Source organism: Roseovarius sp., assembly GCF_965277045.1.
In the GTDB taxonomy this organism is placed as follows: domain Bacteria; phylum Pseudomonadota; class Alphaproteobacteria; order Rhodobacterales; family Rhodobacteraceae; genus Roseovarius.
Genome location: NZ_OZ255712.1, coordinates 1,654,531 through 1,668,016, shown reverse-complemented (window position 1 = coordinate 1,668,016; position 13,486 = coordinate 1,654,531). Strand labels below are relative to the sequence as shown.

The 13,486-nt window shown below is 60.0% G+C and carries 15 protein-coding genes; 5 read left to right on the top strand and 10 right to left on the bottom strand.

The window, feature by feature from the left end:
• The first annotated feature begins 15 nt into the window (after window positions 1-15).
• Window positions 16-198: a hypothetical protein gene (locus ACQY4V_RS08315; protein WP_152495459.1), complete on the top strand. Its 183-nt coding sequence runs from the start codon at window positions 16-18 to the stop codon at window positions 196-198.
• A 7-nt stretch (window positions 199-205) separates the two neighbouring features.
• On the opposite strand, the gene ACQY4V_RS08310 is transcribed toward ACQY4V_RS08315, so the two are convergent.
• Complete coding sequence (locus tag ACQY4V_RS08310) at window positions 206-1,159, bottom strand: radical SAM protein (protein WP_428516474.1); 954 nt, start codon at window positions 1,157-1,159, stop codon at window positions 206-208.
• A 128-nt stretch (window positions 1,160-1,287) separates the two neighbouring features.
• Here ACQY4V_RS08310 and zwf point away from each other — a divergent pair, with 128 nt between their 5' ends.
• From zwf to pgi, 3 genes are read left to right on the top strand one after another with little or no spacing between them, the layout of a single operon-like run.
• Window positions 1,288-2,742, top strand: coding sequence for a glucose-6-phosphate dehydrogenase (zwf, locus tag ACQY4V_RS08305; RefSeq protein ID WP_428516472.1), 1,455 nt, complete (start codon window positions 1,288-1,290; stop codon window positions 2,740-2,742).
• Entirely contained in the window at window positions 2,739-3,410 is a 672-nt protein-coding gene (pgl, locus tag ACQY4V_RS08300) for a 6-phosphogluconolactonase (RefSeq protein WP_428516470.1), read from the top strand. The genes zwf and pgl overlap by 4 nt, the downstream gene beginning before the upstream one ends.
• 43 nt (window positions 3,411-3,453) lie before the next feature.
• Entirely contained in the window at window positions 3,454-5,049 is a 1,596-nt protein-coding gene (gene pgi, locus ACQY4V_RS08295; protein WP_428516468.1) for a glucose-6-phosphate isomerase, read from the top strand.
• Here pgi and ACQY4V_RS08290 read toward each other — a convergent pair.
• The 6 genes from ACQY4V_RS08290 to ACQY4V_RS08265 form a co-directional block, all read right to left on the bottom strand.
• A complete protein-coding gene (locus tag ACQY4V_RS08290; protein ID WP_428516466.1) occupies window positions 5,046-5,465 on the bottom strand; it encodes a cupin domain-containing protein in 420 nt (139 codons plus the stop codon). The genes pgi and ACQY4V_RS08290 overlap by 4 nt on opposite strands.
• A gap of 1 nt (window position 5,466) precedes the next feature.
• On the bottom strand, window positions 5,467-6,744 hold the full coding sequence (eno, locus tag ACQY4V_RS08285; RefSeq protein ID WP_428516464.1) for a phosphopyruvate hydratase: 1,278 nt from the start codon (window positions 6,742-6,744) through the stop codon (window positions 5,467-5,469).
• 122 nt (window positions 6,745-6,866) lie between these two features.
• On the bottom strand, window positions 6,867-7,658 hold the full coding sequence (locus tag ACQY4V_RS08280; protein ID WP_428516462.1) for a methyltransferase domain-containing protein: 792 nt from the start codon (window positions 7,656-7,658) through the stop codon (window positions 6,867-6,869).
• Between the two features lie 110 nt (window positions 7,659-7,768).
• Window positions 7,769-8,650, bottom strand: a complete 882-nt coding sequence (locus tag ACQY4V_RS08275) for a DMT family transporter (protein ID WP_428516460.1) — start codon at window positions 8,648-8,650, stop codon at window positions 7,769-7,771.
• A gap of 73 nt (window positions 8,651-8,723) precedes the next feature.
• Window positions 8,724-9,137, bottom strand: a complete 414-nt coding sequence (locus tag ACQY4V_RS08270; RefSeq protein ID WP_428516458.1) for a Fur family transcriptional regulator — start codon at window positions 9,135-9,137, stop codon at window positions 8,724-8,726.
• Between the two features lie 77 nt (window positions 9,138-9,214).
• Window positions 9,215-9,913, bottom strand: a complete 699-nt coding sequence (locus ACQY4V_RS08265; protein WP_428516456.1) for an endonuclease/exonuclease/phosphatase family protein — start codon at window positions 9,911-9,913, stop codon at window positions 9,215-9,217.
• A gap of 38 nt (window positions 9,914-9,951) precedes the next feature.
• Here ACQY4V_RS08265 and ACQY4V_RS08260 point away from each other — a divergent pair, with 38 nt between their 5' ends.
• The gene (locus ACQY4V_RS08260; protein ID WP_428516455.1) at window positions 9,952-10,608 is read left to right on the top strand and encodes a hypothetical protein; all 657 of its coding nucleotides are present in this window, start codon (window positions 9,952-9,954) and stop codon (window positions 10,606-10,608) included.
• A 2-nt stretch (window positions 10,609-10,610) separates the two neighbouring features.
• On the opposite strand, the gene ACQY4V_RS08255 is transcribed toward ACQY4V_RS08260, so the two are convergent.
• Genes ACQY4V_RS08255 through ACQY4V_RS08245 form a run of 3 tightly spaced genes read right to left on the bottom strand, consistent with a single transcriptional unit; the run spans window position 10,611 to window position 13,445 of the window.
• Entirely contained in the window at window positions 10,611-12,029 is a 1,419-nt protein-coding gene (locus ACQY4V_RS08255; protein WP_428516453.1) for a protein adenylyltransferase SelO, read from the bottom strand.
• A 31-nt stretch (window positions 12,030-12,060) separates the two neighbouring features.
• Window positions 12,061-12,507 carry a GNAT family N-acetyltransferase gene (locus ACQY4V_RS08250; RefSeq protein WP_152492554.1) on the bottom strand — a complete coding sequence of 149 codons (447 nt, stop codon included), beginning with the start codon at window positions 12,505-12,507 and terminating at the stop codon, window positions 12,061-12,063.
• Complete coding sequence (locus ACQY4V_RS08245) at window positions 12,504-13,445, bottom strand: nucleoside hydrolase (RefSeq protein ID WP_428516451.1); 942 nt, start codon at window positions 13,443-13,445, stop codon at window positions 12,504-12,506. Before ACQY4V_RS08245 ends, ACQY4V_RS08250 begins: the two co-directional genes overlap by 4 nt.
• Window positions 13,446-13,486: the final 41 nt, after the last annotated feature.

The following is a 13,486-nucleotide window of genomic DNA, read 5'->3' as shown; positions in this document are numbered from 1 at the left end:
CGGAAAGGAATGCCTATGCAAAAACTTGGTTTGCCCTTGGGTTTCGCGCTCGTGGGCGCCGTGGCCGCGCTGATAGGGTATGTCTTGTCGCTTCTGGTGGGATGGGACCTGGGAGCACCGGGCTGGTTGATCGTGGCTTCAGGCGCGGTCGGCGGGTTCATCGGCGGGACGATCCGGAAAAAGCGCGGCAAAAAATGATTTGAGCTCAGCCGGAGCAGCTGGCGCCGCCCAGGACGCAGAACTTGGCGCAATGCGGGTGGTTCAGGGCGACGTCTCTCTCGGCATCTTCCAGCGTGGTGCCAAGTTCGAACTCTTCGTCGTAGGGCAAGAGAGTACACGCCAGTACTGCAGGTTGGTCGGCCCCCTTGCGCTTGACCACCATGCGCGACGACGCACACATCACGTTGTCCGGCGATTTTCCCAGTATCTCCCAGCACGCGGTGGTGATCTCTGGTACTTCGACGGTTTCGTCCATTTCTGGAAAAAGCACCGTCATTGCGGGATCGTATGCGTCGATGTCGAACCCGTTGGACGCGAAAAACGCCTGATACCCTGCGCGCGACTGCGCTTCGGTGTCTCCCCATACGCTTCGGCCTGCCACGGCCATGCGGATACCCTGGTCGCGCAACCATGACATGCCTATCAACGTACGCGCAAAACTGCCGCTTCCGCGTTCTTCGTCATGCAGCGCTTCGGAATGATGATCGACGGAAATCCGCAATGTCAGCAGCGCGCCGAATTCCGCGTTCAGGGCGCGCAGTCCATTTTGCATCTTCGGACGCATCATGGGGCGCATCGCATTCGTCAGGATAAGGACCTTGAAACCGCGAGTCAGGCAGGCCCGCGCCATTTCGATTATCTGGGGGTTCATGAATGGCTCGCCGCCGGTAAAGCCTATCTCCGTCACCGGCCAGTCGCGCTCGGCCAGTTGGTCGAGATACTCTTCGACCTCGGTCGTGGTGATGTAGACAAGACGGTCGTTTTCGGGTGAGCTTTCGATGTAGCAGTTGGCGCAAGTGATGTTGCACAGCGTGCCGGTATTGAACCAAAGCGTCTGGGGCCGTTTCAGCGCCACACGCGCGCGCGCCTGTCCGTCGGCGGTAAAGTCCGGGTCGATGAATTTCCCGCCATTGGCGCTTGGGGCTGCTGTATCTTTCATCCGTCTATCACCCGAATTTCATTTACCTTTCTCGCATAACCTGTCGTTTCTTGCCTATAAAGTCGATATCGGGCAGGTGACACCTTCGTGATCGCCGCCTAGACTCATGTCGATTGCAGGAGAACACCATGGTTTCGCGCGTCATTCCGGTAGACCCTTTCGACCTCGTGATCTTTGGCGGGACCGGTGACTTGGCCCGGCGCAAGATTCTGCCGGGGCTTTTCCGCCGGTTTCGTGCGGGTCAGATGAACGAGGATGCCCGTGTGATAGGCGCGGCGCGCAGCGACATGGACGCGGTCGGGTATCGCGAATTCGCACATCAGGCCGTGACCGAGTTCGAACCCGAGGCGGCGGGCGATACCGAGATTCTTGACGGTTTCCTGCAGCGTCTGGACTACGTGACAATCGATGCAAAAGGCGATGCGGGTTGGTCCGAATTGAAGGGATTCTTGCGCGATACCGAAATTCGCGCTTTCTATTTTTCAGTTGCGCCCAGCCTGTTCGGCGACCTAGCCGATCAGCTGCATCAGCATGGTCTGGATTGTCCCAATTGCCGGATTGTCGTGGAAAAACCGTTCGGTCGTGACCTCAGCACCGCGAAAGCGCTGAATGCGACTATCGCCAAGTATTTCGACGAGCACCAGATCTACCGAATCGATCACTACCTCGGCAAGGAAACAGTGCAGAACCTGATGGCGATCCGGTTCGGCAATACGCTGTTCGAACCACTGTGGAACAGCCAGTATGTCGATCACATCCAGATAACCGTGGCCGAGAAGGTCGGGGTAGGCGGCCGTGGCGATTATTACGATCGCTCCGGCGCGATGCGCGACATGATGCAGAACCACATCATGCAGCTTTTGTGTCTCATCGCCATGGAGCCGCCCGCAAAGTTCGATCCCGATGCGGTGCGCGACGAGAAGCTGAAAGTCATTCGCGCACTGGATCCTGTCGCCCCTGAAGACGCCGTGCGCGGTCAGTATGAAGGTTCGGGAGAGACCGGAAGCTATCGCAACGAAGTCGGCAACCGCGACAGCACCACAGAAAGCTTCGTGGCCCTGCGCGCGACGATCAGCAACTGGCGATGGGCCGGTACCCCGTTTTACCTGCGCACCGGAAAGCGCTTGCGCGACCGGGCCAGCGAGATCGCGGTGGTCTTCAAGGACGCGCCGCACTCGATCTTCGGGGCAGATGCGGGCCGTCATCGCAACATCCTCACGATCAAGTTGCAGCCCAACGAGGGGATCGAGCTGGGCGTGACCATCAAGGAGCCCGGTCCGGGCGGTATGCGCTTGGTAGATGTGCCCCTCGACATGACATTTGCAGAGGCTCTTGGACCGGAAGAGGCGGATTTCCCGGATGCCTACGAGCGGTTGATCATGGATGTGATCCGGGGCAATCAAACCCTCTTCATGCGCGGTGATGAGGTCGAGGCCGCATGGGCGTGGATCGATCCCATCATATCGCAATGGGAGGAGTCTGGGCGCGCACCGCTCAGCTATGCGACAGGAAGTTCCGGCCCCGACGACGCATTGATGTTGATGCATCGCGACGGGCGCCGCTGGCGGGAGATACGCGCATGAGAGTGATCGAATATGCGGACGAGGAGATGCTGGCGATCAATCTTGCCAACCAGTTGGCAGGCGATTTGAACACGGCACTCGAGCATGAAGACCGGGCGCTTTTCGTCGTCCCGGGCGGTAGCACACCCGGCGGCGTCTTCGACGTACTGTGCGACGCTGATCTAGACTGGTCCCGCATCGACATCTGCCTCAGTGACGAGCGCTGGGTCCCGGAAGTGCACATTCGATCCAACACGAAAATGGTGCGCGAACGTTTGCTTGTGGGCCGGGCGGCCAAGGCGAACTACCTTCCGCTCTATGCAAGGGCCGAAGCGCCCGAACCTGTGCTGGCCGAGCTTGAATCTAGGGTCCAGCCCTATCTGCCGATCGACGTTTTGTTGCTGGGCATGGGCGCAGATATGCACACGGCCTCGCTTTTTCCGGGCACCGAGGGTCTTGAACTCGCACTGGCCCGCAACGCACCTGCGCTGGTGCCGATGCGCCCCACGAAAGTGGAGGATGTGCGCGTCACGCTATCCGCGCGGGTTCTGAATGCGGCAGTGGCCAAGCACATCGTCATTACAGGCCAAGAGAAGCGAAATGCACTGGAGCGGGCCAGGACCTGCCAACCGGAACAAGCTCCTGTCATGGCGATCCTCGACGAAACGGATGTCCATTGGGCACCGTGATGGATGCAATCGGTCCGGGGCGTGTAAAGCAAGGGGAAGACGGATGATCTGGGCCGAGTTGCGAACAGAAGCGGGCGCCTCGATAAACGAACTTATGAAGGCGCCGGATCGGGCGGCGCGTTTCCAGGTGTCTGCGGATGGCATGCTCTTCGATTATGCCAAAACGTCGATGACGGAGGGCGCCCGCGACGGGCTGCTGACACTCGCGCAAACGCGAGGAGTCGAGACCCGGCGCGAAGAGATGTTCGGCGGCACGGCCATCAACCGGACCGAGGGACGTTCGGTGCTGCATGTCGCGCTGCGCGCCGGCAAGGATACCGTCATCAAAGTCGACGGCGCAGACGTCATGCCCGGCGTCCGCGACGTCTTGGGACGTATGCGTGCCTTTGCCGATTACCTTCGTGCAGGGCGGCACAGTGGGGCAGGTGGCGCGATAACTGATGTTGTGAACATCGGGATTGGCGGCTCGCACCTTGGTCCCGAAATGGGCACCTTGGCGTTGCGCCCGTATCATGATGGCCCACGCTGCCACTTCGTCTCGAATGTCGACGGGGCGGATATCTCGGATTGCCTCGACGGGCTGAACGCCAAAACGACGCTGGTTATCGTGGCCTCAAAAACATTCACCACGATCGAGACCATGACGAATGCCTGGACCGCCAAGCACTGGATGGAGCGGCATGGCGGAGATCCATCGGCGCAGTTCGTTGCCGTATCGACGGCTGAGGACAAGACATCGGATTTCGGCATCGCACCAGAGCGGGTCTTCGGATTCGCCGATTGGGTTGGGGGGCGGTACTCTGTGTGGGGGCCGATCGGGCTTGCGCTGATGCTGGCGATAGGGCCGGAACGGTTCGACGAATTCCTTGCCGGCGGCGCGGCCATGGATGCCCATTTCCGCGATGCGCCACTGGATCGCAACATGCCGGTGATGCTGGCCTTGACGGGCCTGTGGCACAGCCACGTGTGCGAACATCCAACCCGTGCGGTATTGCCCTACGACCAGCGCCTGTCGCGCCTGCCGGCCTATCTGCAGCAGTTGGAGATGGAGAGTAACGGCAAACGCGTCGAAATGGACGGCAGCCTCGTTCAGACCGGCTCCGGTCCGGTTGTCTGGGGTGAGCCAGGGACGAACGGTCAACATGCGTTTTATCAGTTGATCCATCAGGGAACGCAGGTTGTCCCCTGCGAATTCATGGTTGCCGCGCTCGGGCATGAAGCCGAACTGGACCATCATCATCGTCTTCTTCTCGCCAATTGCCTCGCGCAGTCCGAAGCCTTGATGCGCGGTCGGGACATGGCAACTGCGCGCGAGCTTATGCGCAAGGCCGGCTTCAACGGGCAAGAGCTCGAGATGCAGGCCGCACACAGGGTTTTTCCCGGCGACCGGCCGTCAACGACGCTCGTCTATGAGAGGCTAACGCCATACCGGCTTGGCCAGATCATCGCGCTTTACGAGCATCGCGTCTTTGTCGAAGGTGTCATTCTCGGAATCAATTCTTTCGACCAATGGGGCGTCGAGTTGGGAAAAGAGCTTGCAAAGGAAATGGAACCGCTCGTCGCAGGGGACGTCGCTCCCGACGACAAGGATGCGTCGACGCAGAACCTTCTTGCGTTCGTGAAGGCCCTGCGCGACTAGCGTGGGATATTGAAGTCGTCAGGCGCCAAGGTGAATCCTTCGAACGTGAAGCCCGGAGAAACCGTACAGCCAACCAGCGTGTAGTCGCCGGTCGACCGGGCCATTTGCCAGCAATCCGGTGGCACTATTACCTGAGGGCGCTCTCCGGCGGCGAGGTTGGAGCCCAGCCGCACGTCCTGCACGGGACCCGCGTCGTTGCCGGACATCGACAGGACAAGCGGTGCGCCACCGTAGAAATGCCAGATCTCGGTGGCATCGATCTTGTGCCACCGATTCCGGTCCTGTTCGCGCAGCAGGAAGTAGATCGCGGTCCCATGGGCACGGCCGTCATTTACCGCGCGCCACGTTTCTCGATAATATCCGCCTTCGGGATGCGGGATCAGCTGAAACGCCGAAATGATGTCTTCGGCGGTCAAGTCAAACCCGCAGGATCGAGCGACCTGCGTAGATCGCTGTATCGCCGAGTGCCTCCTCGATCCGGATCAGTTGATTGTACTTCGCGAGCCGGTCGGAGCGCGCCAGCGAGCCGGTCTTGATCTGACCGCAGTTGGTGGCGACAGCAAGATCTGAAATCGTGGCATCCTCTGTCTCGCCGGATCGGTGGGACATGACGTTGGTGTAGCCCGCGCGATGCGCCATTTCGACTGCCTGAAGCGTCTCGGTCAGGCTGCCGATCTGGTTCACCTTGACCAGCATGGAGTTCGCGACGCCGCGCTTGATTCCATCGGAAAGGCGCTCGGGGTTGGTGACGAAAAGGTCGTCGCCGACCAGTTGCACCTTGTCCCCAATCTGGTCGGTCAGGGTTTTCCAGCCGTCCCAGTCATCTTCGGACATGCCATCTTCGATCGAGATGATCGGATAATCCGACACGAGAGCCGAAAGATAGGCGGCGTTCTCTTCCGGCGAGAGAGACTTGCCTTCTCCCGCAAGCTCGTACTTTCCGTTCTTGAAATACTCCGTTGCGGCACAATCGAGCGCGAGATAGATATCCTCTCCGGGCGCGTAGCCGGCTTTCTCGATCGAGCGAAGGATGAAGTCCAGCGCGTCACGCGTCGAAGCGATGTTCGGAGCAAAACCGCCCTCGTCGCCGATCCCGGTCGACAGACCTGCGCCGGAGAGTTCCTTCTTCAACGTGTGAAATACCTCCGCGCCCATCCGCACGGCATCGCGAACATTGCCCGCACTGACCGGCATGATCATGAATTCTTGGATGTCGATCGGATTGTCGGCATGTTCCCCGCCATTGATGATGTTCATCATGGGCACAGGCAGCGTGCGGGCCGAGGTGCCACCCACGTAGCGAAAGAGCGGCTGCATCGAAAAATCGGCTGCGGCCTTTGCAACGGCAAGGCTGACTCCAAGGATGGCGTTCGCGCCGAGGCGTCCCTTGTTCGGCGTTCCGTCAAGTTCGATCATTGCTTCGTCGATTGCGATCTGCTCGCTCGCATCGAAACCGGCAAGGGCATCCGCGATTTCGCCGTTCACGGCGGCCACGGCCTCCAGCACGCCTTTGCCCATGTAGCGGGATGCGTCACCGTCACGTTTCTCGACGGCCTCATGGGCGCCGGTAGAGGCGCCTGATGGCACTGCGGCGCGACCCATGGTGCCGTCTTCGAGTATCACGTCCACCTCGACCGTCGGATTGCCGCGGCTGTCCAGGATTTCGCGTGCGTGGATGTCGAGAATGATGCTCATGTGAGACCCTTTGGCAAAATGATGTTGCCGGTGCCATAGCAAGAACCAACGCGAATGGGAACTGCGACGCTTGGCGAATGCGCGGTCTTCGTCAGTCCCGGGCGAGGGCGGTCAGGATGCGCTCAGGTTTTTTCGATACGCATCGCGGGCAGGCCGGTTTCGGGACATTCCGAAAAGGTGGCGCCGTGTCTGTTGCGCATATGCTCCATGAACGTGCGGGTCGCTGCACGTGTTTCCGCCGTCTTTGGATGTGCCGGGTTAAGAACCAGTCCAATCGAGCAGCGCGCAACCCGCAACATTTCGTCAATCGCGTCATACCAGAACTGGACGGGTCCGTAGGCATCGATCGCCTGATGGCACAGCACAATGTCGAAACTGTCGTCAGCAAACCTGTAGGGCAGGCTGCGTCCGTCGAAATGGCGGCACTCTATGCCCAGCATCTCGTGTATCGCGGCATAGGAGTCTCGAACACTGTTGAACCCATCCGGTTCATAAAAGTCACAAACCGTCACGTCATGGCCGAAGTGACTGAACACTTCGTAGGTTCCGCAGGCGCCCGCCGAAAGATCTATGACGGTTCTGGGTTCGGCCGAACCGTCGACAAGCTCTGGAAAGAGTATGTTGGCACGAACCAGTTCCCTCAGGTTGTTTAGAGCGCGGAAATGGTACTTCAAAGGTATGCCCGCTCTCACGCGCGAGAGAATGTCGATCTCGTAAGACCGCACCAATTCTTTGGGAACCGGCACATCATTTTCGTCGAGCCACCGTGCCAAGGTGCCGACCCGGCGCAGCCAGATACCGCGCTTGCCCTTGGCGAACTTGCGCTCTGCAACGCGTGGAGCCTGCAGGTTTGCCAAGTTGTAGCCTTCGGTTTCCGTGGTGACAAAAGCTTCCGCGAGTTTCTGAGCCTGCATCGATTTTCCATTATTCTTGTTTACTGCTTCACAGAGAATAAGCGCTGCCTTTTGCGCCGTGGAAACTCAAAATGTGTGGGAGTCCAATTATCCTGCCGGGCGTTGCATTCTTACGCAGCCAGCCGTGCCTTCCTGGCAAGCCGCCGTTCGCGCAGAAACGTGTAGAGGCCAGTAGAGATAATCAATGCCGCACCAAGTAACGTCAGCACGTCGGGCCGTTCGGAAAAAACCACAACGCCGACAAAGAGGGAAAACAACAGCCGCGTATAGCGAAAGGGTGTCACGACCGCCGCGTCGCCCATGCGCATGGCCGCCACGATCCCGTAATACCCGAATGCGCCAAAGACGATGCCGCCGCCGATCATGGACCAAAGCGCGGGCGTCAGCGCGGAAACGGTTTGGGGGCCGAGCGTGACAAGAAACAATCCCGCCGGAACAACCGCGGCAAAGCCCTGGAACGAGACAACCGCGGAGGAAACCTTCACATCGATGCGCCGCGTAATCAGGTCTCGCGCGGCCACGCAAGTAACCGACACAAGCACCAGCAACGCCGCGGGGTCGAACCCCTCCAGGCCTGGCCTGATGATCAGGAGCACGCCCATAAACCCGATGAGGATTGCGCTCCACCGGCGCCAGCCGACATCCTCTTTCAGGAATATCGCGGCGCCCATGGTGATGAAGAGAGGCGTGGCCTGGAAAACCGAAGCGACGACGGAAATGTCTACGAGTGAAAGCGCCGTGGTGAAGGCCAGCGCCGCACCCGCCTCGCAGCAGGCGCGCACAAGCAACGGCGTACGCCAAGCATCGCGGGCGAACAGGTTATCGCCGCCGAGACGCGCCATGATCGCGAAAACCGTAGCGCTGCCCAGCCCCAGGCAGATCAGGATTTGACCGACGGAGATATCCGCGGACAACTTCTTGATGAACATGTCCTCGACGGTGAAAGCCGCCATGGACAATATCACCAGAAGTATTCCGCGAATGTTGTCCATGATCTCCGCCCGACAGCCCCGCCGGAGCGATAGGCGGCTTTCAACGCAGAGACAAGCCGATAGCGGCCGCCAACTACTCTTTGCGGATCGGCACGCCGTAGAGTTCGAGCTTGTGACCCTTCAACTTGTAGCCCAGCTTGGCGGCGATCTTTTCCTGCAATTGCTCGATTTCGGGGTCGACGAACTCGATGACCTCACCCGAGTGCATGTCGATCAGGTGATCGTGATGATCGCGTTCGGCATCTTCATAACGTGCGCGCCCGTCGCCGAATTCCAGCTTCTCGATGATTCCGGCTTCCTCGAAAAGCTTGACTGTCCTGTATACCGTCGCGATCGAGATTTTCGGATCGCGGCCGCTCGCTCGCGAATAAAGCTCTTCCACATCCGGATGATCATCCGAATTTTCCAGAACCATGGCGATGGTGCGTCGCTGGTCGGTCATCCGCAGGCCCTTGGCCTCGCAACGGTCGATGATGGTCTCTGTCATGCCGGCCTTCTCTGCGTATCCGGGGCGTTGGATAACGGGAACGCTTCTGGAAATCCAGAGTTTTGACGGCCCGATCACTACGACTGTTCGAGGTCGACCCAGACCGGCAGGTGATCAGAGGCGATATGCGCGGGCTTCTCGCGCAAGGTGCCAGTCGCCACTGTTGCAAGTGTGTCCGAATGCGCGATCCGGTCGAGCCGCGCCAAGGGGCGCGGGGCGGGGTAGCTGGGAGGCGTCAGGGCAAACGAGACACCGCGTGCCGCAGTATCGATGGCGGTACGCTTCCCCCACTCGTTGAAATCCCCCGCAAGGACAAGCGGCATCGCCGGACGCCGGGCAACGTGACGCAGCACGGCCTTGATCTGAAGAAGGCGATAGCGGCGCACCAATCCCAGATGCACCCCGACAACGCGTATAGGTCCAAGTGGTGTTTCTACCTCGGCCAGTATCGCGCCACGCGGTTCCAGCCCGGGCAGATCAAGATGCTGGGTGTGCAGAACGCTCACGTCCGCGCGCACCAGCATCGCATTGCCATGCCATCCCAAAGAGCCACCGGGTGCGCCGAATGGCAGGATTTTCCATCCATCTCTCTCGACCAGATCATGGGGCAGGGCCGCGGGACGCGGCGGCAGGCGCTTGTCTACCTCCTGCAACACCACGATGTCCGCCCGGAGGGAATTGATCACCTGAAGGCTTCGATCCGGCCGTCGGCGCATGTCCAGACCCACGCATTTCTGCAGATTGTAGGTTGCAATTCTCAGGCGCGGCATTTTCATGCTAACACGTTGGCAGGAGCCGTGACGGAGCGTACCCCATGTTTGCAGATCAGACCTGGCTGGCGCGGATCATATGGCTGGCACTGGCCGGGGCCGTCATATGGGCGGTGGCTTTGCTGCGTTTCGAACTTGCTTTCGTTGCGTTGGCAACTTTGGGCCTGTCGATGGCTCCGGTGGTCGTGGCCAACTGGGCCCAGGTGCATGTTCCTCCAACATTCGTCGCGATCGTGGTCATCTTCGTTGTGGCGACGCTGTTTCTTGGCGAAATCTTCAATTTCTATGAACGGTTTTGGTGGTGGGACATCGCCATGCATGGCACCTCGGCCGTCGCGTTTGGTCTGATCGGCTTTGTGCTCGTCTTCATGATGTTTCAGGGCGATCGTTTCGCCGCACCGCACCTGCAACTCAGCTTTCTCGCATTCTGTTTCGCCATGACCATCGGGACCGTCTGGGAAATCTTCGAATTCGCGATGGATCAGGCGTTTGGGCTGAACATGCAAAAGTCCGGCCTGGACGACACGATGGGCGACCTCATCATCAACACGGTAGGGGCGCTTTTGGGCGCGGCAGCCGGCTATGGTTATCTCAAAGGCCGTCATGTCGGTATCGGATCCTTCATCGACGAATTCGTGCGCCGCAATCCGCGACTTTTCCGCAGGCTGCGCCGAAGCCGCGACAAGAACCGATCAAGCTAGTCTCAGGTTCCACAGAACGTCTGCTGGACCACCTCGGACGGCTCGGGCGGGCGCGTCAGATCCCGAGCGTCGTCCCGGGGCTGGTACGGGTCCGACAATACGTCAAGCATTCGATGGAAAAGAGCGAAATCCCCGCTCAGTGCCGTCTGGATCATCTGCTCGACCCTGTGATTGCGCGGAATATAGACTGGATTTGCTGCCTTCATGGAGGTTACCGGATCCTGTTCCTGCTCGAGGCGCCTGGACCATTCGGTTTCCCAGGCGTCGAAATCACCGGGATCCAGGAACTGATCCCGCGCCTTGCCGTCGCTCAAGGCGCGGAAGGTATTGGTGAAATCGGCCCTGTTGGCGGCCATCTTGTCCAGCAATGACACGATCAGAGGCTCGTCCTCGACCGAGGTGTCCGCAATTCCGATCTTTCGGCCGAAACGCTTGCGCCACGCTATGTGAACTTGCTCCGGCATTGCATGCACGGTCTTGGTGAATTCTTCCACAGCCTCGTCCTGGTCCGGCATCAGGGGCACCAGCGCAGTTGCCAGCTGTGCCATGTTCCAGACGATCACATTGGCCTGGTTGGCAAAGGCATACCGGCCGTGCATGTCGATGGATGAAAACACCGTGTCGGGATGGTAGGTGTCCATGAAAGCGCACGGGCCATAATCGATTGTCTCACCGGACAGCGTGGTGTTGTCGGTGTTCATGACGCCGTGAATGAAACCAAGCGACATCCACTGCGCAACAAGTTCGGCCTGCCGCGCCATCACCGCCTGAAGTAGCTCGTGGGGGCTTTCGACATCCGGATAATGCCGATTCACCACATACTCGAAAAGGTCCTTCAAGCCGGCAATGTCGCGACGCGCGGCAAAGAACTGAAACGTGCCGACACGGATGTGGCTCTGGGCCACGCGGGTCAGCACGGCACCGGGCAGGGCGCCGGTTTCGCGGAAAACCTGCTCTCCGGTCAGGGTGGCGGCCAACGCGCGGCTGGTGGGGACGCCGAGCGCGTGCATGGCCTCGCTCACAACGTATTCGCGCAGAACCGGACCCAGCCAGGCTCGCCCGTCTCCCATGCGGGAATAGGGCGTTGGACCTGAACCCTTCAGTTGTATGTCAAAGCGGTCGCCGTTCCGCGCGACCTCGCCCAGCAGATTTGCCCTGCCGTCGCCAAGCTGTGGAGAAAACCCGCCGAACTGGTGACCTGCATAGGCCTGCGCCAGTGGATCGGCCCCGTCCGGCAGGACATTGCCAGAGAATATCTGCGCCATTTCCTCCTCGGAGCCCGGTGTGATCCCAAGCTCATGCGCAAGAGCTTGGTTGAAAGCGATCAATTTGGGTGCCTTGACCGGCGCCGGGTCTTGGCGCGTGTAAAAGCGTTCGGGCAGGCGGCTATATGAATTGTCGAAAGGAATCTGCAGGGTCATGCCTGAAACATAGGTGCATTTTGCCCCGACGCTAGAGCTTGCGCGTCATCAGCATGTAATTCTCCCGCGACTCGAAGCGCAGTTTTTCATAGACCCGGCGCGCGGCTTCGTTGCCCCGGTCGACCTCCAGATGGATCGCTTTCATGCCTGCCTTCGCCAAGGTCTTGGGCAACGCCAAAAGGATTTCCGATCCGATACCACGGCCTCGCACACCCGGCCGGATGAAGATTTCGTCCACGAACCCGTCGAGGCCGCCGAACTCCACCGACCAGCCAAAAGTGACGATCACGTAGCCGATCGGCGCGCGTCTCGGTCCGGCCAGATAGACGCAACCGTGGGGCGATCCTTCCAGCAGCGGCGTAAGCGCCGCCCGACGGGTCGCCTCGTCCTGGGCGATCCCTTCTTCGGCATGGAACGCCGCCACCAAAGGCACCAGACGATCCAGGTCTTCCAGCGCGGCAAGGGTCAGTTTGGTCATAGACGTGCAAGCCTTTCGGTCAGCAGCGAAAAAAAGCCATCGGCGTTAATATCCCCGATGAACAGCGCGTTGGGCGCGCGATCTGTCACGCCCCACCAATCGGCAACGGTCATGCCCAGGGTCAGGTCGGACGTCGTCTCGATCTCGACATTGATGTGCCTGCCGGAAAACAATTCTGGCCTGATGAGATAAGCCGTGGTGCAGGGGTCGTGCAGCGGCGCGCCTTCCGAGCCGTATTTTTCGCGGTCGAACCGTTCGAAAAAATCGGTCATTTCGGCGACGGCTTCGCCCACACGGTTTCCGATGGCTCGAAAGGCATCGTTGCGCGCCCGTGTGACCAGCGCCTTGTGCGTGACGTCAAGCGGCATGACCACAAGTGGGACGCCCGAGCCAAAGACACGTGCCGCGGCCTCCGGATCCACGTGGATGTTGAATTCCGCCGCGGGCGTGATGTTGCCCACCTGGAAATAAGCGCCGCCCATCAGAACGATCTCTGCGACGTTGCCCACCACATCCGGTGCATTCTCGAAGGCGGTCGCGATATTCGTCAGCGGTCCGATGGGAACGAGGGTAACGCTGCCTTTTGGTTCGGAGCGCAAGGTTTCGATGATGAAGTCCACCGCATGTTTTTCCTGCAACGGCATGACGGGATCGCTCAGAATCGGCCCATCCAGCCCCGTCTTGCCGTGCACATGTTCGGCCGTGATCAAGTCACGCTTCAGGGGGCGGTCGCAGCCTGCAAAGACCTTGATATCCGGTCGCCCGGCAAGCTCGCAGACGATGCGGGCGTTTCTGGTCGTCAGGGCCAGCGGCACGTTACCCGCCACGCAGGTAATGCCAAGCACCTCGATCTCGTCAGGGCTTGCCAGCGCCAACAGGATGGCGACGGCGTCATCCTGCCCCGGATCGGTGTCGATGATGATCTTACGCGGAGCCATGCGCAGTCCCTGTCACGCCGGGCTGCCCTTGTCCACTGGCC